Source organism: Pseudoalteromonas sp. Z1A6 (assembly GCF_011378745.1).
Classification (GTDB): Bacteria; Pseudomonadota; Gammaproteobacteria; order Enterobacterales; family Alteromonadaceae; genus Pseudoalteromonas; species Pseudoalteromonas arctica.
Map to the genome: position 1 here is coordinate 1 of NZ_WTKW01000353.1, position 4,160 is coordinate 4,160.

Consider the following 4,160-nt stretch of genomic DNA (forward strand, 5'->3'; position numbering starts at 1 on the left):
TTCCCTATTTATTTTGCTATCATTTTGGTAAGTTAAAGCACGCTATACTTTGCACCACGCAAGTATAAAAAGTAAATTTCATATTTGTTATTCTTCTTATTATTTCAGGACTGTATTTTACTAATGGCTGGAAAGATCCCACGTAACTTTATAGATGATTTACTTGCCAGAACCGATATTGTCGACCTGATAGACTCAAAAGTAGGTCTAAAAAAAGCAGGTAAAGATTATCAAGCTTGCTGCCCTTTCCATAACGAAAAATCCCCCTCATTTACCGTATCGCAAGACAAACAGTTTTATCACTGCTTTGGTTGTGGCGCTAACGGCAATGCTATTTCGTTTGTAATGGAGTACGAAAAACTTGAGTTTGTAGACGCTATTGAAGAAATAGCCAGCATGCTTAACTTAGAAGTACCTCGAGAGCAGGGCACAAACTCAGCACCAGAACGTACAGCTGCGCAAAAGCGCTCTGATTACGACTTAATGCTTCATACTGCACGTTTTTATCAGCATCAATTAAAACACCACAGTAATTCTGCCGCCGTTATTGAATATGTAAAAGGCCGTGGTTTAAGTGGCGAAACAGTTAAAAAGTTTATGATTGGCTATGCTCCCAGCGAGTGGGACGGGCTATGCCTACAACTTGGCCGCAACAAAGAACAAAAAGAGCAATTAGTTGAATTAAAACTAGCATCAGAAAAAACACCTGGTAGGCAGTTTGATTTTTTCCGCGATCGTTTAATGTTCCCTATTCGCGATAAGCGTGGGCGCGTTATTGCCTTTGGTGGGCGTGTAATGCAAGCCGACCAAGGACCAAAATATCTAAACTCGCCGGAGACCCGAATTTTCCATAAAGGCTTTGAACTTTATGGACTTTATGAAGCAAAGCAAGCCCATAAAAAGCTTGACCATGTCATGATTGTTGAAGGTTATATGGATGTTGTTGCCCTAGCAGAGCAAGGAATTGAATACGCTGTAGCATCACTGGGGACTGCAACAACAAGCGAGCACATGCACACATTGTTTAGAACTACTGATAAAGTAATTTGTTGTTACGATGGTGACAGAGCTGGTCGCGATGCTGCCTGGAGAGCGCTTGAAAACGCACTTCCTTACTTAAATGATGGTAAAGCACTGCAATTTGCATTTTTACCCGATGGTGAAGATCCAGATACGTTAGTGCAAAAAGAAGGTAAAGAACAATTTGAACTGCGCCTAGGCCAAGCAGATGACTTTACCAAAGTACTGTTTAATAAATTAGGCCAAGAAGTTGATTTAACACTCGACTCAGGAAAAGCTAAGCTCCTCAGTGCCGCACTTCCACTAATTGAAAAAATTCCTAGTGAATTTTACCAAGAAAACATTCTTGAACAATTAGGTCGTTTAATCGGCAGAACACGAGAGCAACTTAATAATCGTTTAAAAACACCTAAGCAGCAGCATTCGATTGAGCGTAAATTTAAAATAACACCGATGCGCCAAGCGATTGGTATTTTAATTCAGCACCCTAATTTAGCTAAAAGCGTGCCGTACCTACCTGAACTCGCACAAATGAATATTGCTGGCATAGGCTTGTTATTACGCTTACAAGAACAAGCCCTAGAAAAAGAAAATGTGACCACCGCGCAACTGCTCGAGTTTTTCAGAGGAACTGAAGATTATGAGCCATTAATAAAGCTTGCAACGTGGCAACACGAAATAAATGAAGAACGTTTAGAGACGGTTTTTAAAAATACTTTCAAGTTTATTGAAGATCAGTGTTTAAATTATCGACTCGAGACCCTATTAATAAAGGACAAGACTCAAGGCCTTAGTAGCGACGAAAGACTTGAGTGTCATTTGTTAATGACAGCGTTAAAAGCCACTAACAGTTAGGGTCTGTTTATCTTTCGAGGTTAAGTTTACAGCAGTGTGTTTGGTATTTAGACAAGGCAGAGCCTATGTAGTGTGGTTATTCCACATAAATAGGCGATAACGCAGCATAAATGCCGAACACGCGCTGCCCTTTGGGTTCGTCCCAAGGGAGGTTTACTCTTTGTTGCCCGGTTTTGACTTAGCCCACTAGGTTACAAACCTGGCGCCGCGATTAAACCACCCTTGGATAGAACAAACTTTAATCCTGAAAGGCCAACAGACCCTAGTCAAAATTGATTTAAACTGTTATACTGTGCTATTCACTGCGTCACATTATTCTAGTTGGCTTTAATGCAAACTACATGATGGCGCCTGTTGTATCAACTTATCAGAGTGGAAGAAACAATCTCTATGGATCCAACTCCTCAGTCACAATTAAAACTTCTGATTCAAAAAGGTAAAGAGCAAGGCTACTTAACTTTTGCAGAAGTAAATGATCACCTTCCACAAGACATTATAGACTCAGATCAAGTAGAAGATATCATAAGCATGATTAATGATATGGGTATCAAGGTTAGCGAAAACGCGCCTGATGCTGATGAATTAATGATGCAAGAAACAACGACAGACGAAGACGCAGCTGAAGCTGCCGCTGCAGCACTTGCAACTGTAGAAAAAGAAATCGGCCGTACAACGGACCCGGTTCGCATGTACATGCGTGAAATGGGTACTGTTGAACTTCTTACACGTGAAGGCGAAATTGTAATCGCTAAACGTATTGAAGAAGGCATTAACCAAGTACAGATTTCTGTTGCAGAGTACCCTGAAGCAATCACTTACCTGCTAGAGCAGTGGGACAAGTTTGAAGCTGAAGAAATGCGCTTAAGCGATATCATCGTTGGATTTATCGATCCGAATGAAGATACAGCGCCAATTTCAGCAACTAACATCGGTTCAGAATTAAGTGCTAAGCAACTTGATGATGACGATAAAGATGACAAAGATGATGCTGATAGCGATGACGAAGATGAAGAAGAAGTAGACACAGGTCCAGATCCTGAAGAAGCTCGTATTCACTTTGAAAACTTACGTGATTTATACAATAAAGCACGTGATACGTTTGAAGCTAAAGGTCGTTCGCATCCTGAATCACAAGCCGCCATTTTTGAAATTGGTGAGCTTTTCAGAACCTTTAAATTAATACCTAAACAGTTTGACCGCATGGTAAATAACATGCGTGAAATGATGGATAGAGTTCGCGTTCAAGAACGTCTAATCATGAAACATGCTGTTCAAATTGCTAAATTACCGAAGAAAACATTCGTTAAGCACTTTGCTAACAACGAAACTGATGCTTCTTGGGTTGATTTAGAAATTTCAGGTAACGAAAAGTATTCAGCTAAACTTGAAGAAGTTAAGCCAGAAATCATTCGTAGCATTAATAAATTATCTGTTATTGAACAAACAACAGGTTTAAGCATTGAGCGTATTAAAGACATTAACCGTCGAATGAGCATTGGTGAAGCGAAAGCACGCCGTGCGAAAAAAGAAATGGTTGAAGCTAACTTACGTCTTGTAATCTCAATTGCTAAAAAATACACAAACCGTGGCTTACAATTCTTGGATTTAATTCAAGAAGGTAACATTGGTCTGATGAAAGCGGTTGATAAGTTTGAATATCGCCGTGGTTATAAATTCTCTACTTATGCTACGTGGTGGATACGTCAAGCAATCACTCGCTCTATTGCTGACCAAGCAAGAACAATCCGTATTCCAGTACATATGATTGAAACGATTAATAAACTTAACCGTATTTCTCGTCAAATGTTACAGGAAATGGGTCGTGAGCCAAATCCAGAAGAATTAGCAGAACGCATGATGATGCCTGAGGATAAAATCCGTAAGGTACTTAAGATTGCTAAAGAGCCAATTTCAATGGAAACACCAATCGGTGATGATGAAGATTCTCACTTGGGTGACTTTATCGAAGATACTACTATTGATTCGCCAATCGATTCGGCAACAATGGAGTCTCTTCGTGGCGCAACTAACGATGTACTAGCAGGCCTAACAGCCCGTGAAGCTAAAGTACTACGTATGCGTTTTGGTATTGATATGAATACCGACCACACCTTAGAAGAAGTAGGTAAACAGTTTGACGTAACACGTGAACGTATTCGTCAAATAGAAGCGAAAGCGCTGCGTAAATTACGCCACCCTTCTCGCTCAGATTTACTGAAAAGCTTTTTAGACGCTAAATAATTTAGCGCTACTATATAAACTAAAAAGGCCGCTATAGCGGCCTT

Annotated in this window: 2 protein-coding genes; both read left to right on the plus strand. The window is 40.1% G+C overall.

The genetic code is table 11. The features are described 5' to 3' along the window. Positions 1–123 precede the first annotated feature (123 nt). Positions 124–1,875 (plus strand): DNA primase, encoded by a 1,752-nt coding sequence (gene dnaG / locus GQR46_RS16910; protein ID WP_165741634.1) that lies wholly within the window; start codon positions 124–126, stop codon positions 1,873–1,875. Positions 1,876–2,265: 390 nt separating this feature from the next. Next, entirely contained in the window at positions 2,266–4,116 is a 1,851-nt protein-coding gene (rpoD, locus tag GQR46_RS16915) for an RNA polymerase sigma factor RpoD (RefSeq protein ID WP_165741636.1), read from the plus strand. The last annotated feature ends 44 nt before the right edge of the window (positions 4,117–4,160 follow it).

What these genes read in the sequence shown, in the direction of transcription:
- rpoD (WP_165741636.1), top strand. Translation starts at nt 2,266, where the DNA reads ATGGATCCAACTCCTCAGTCACAATTAAAACTTCTGATTCAAAAAGGT.
- dnaG (WP_165741634.1), top strand. Translation starts at nt 124, where the DNA reads ATGGCTGGAAAGATCCCACGTAACTTTATAGATGATTTACTTGCCAGA.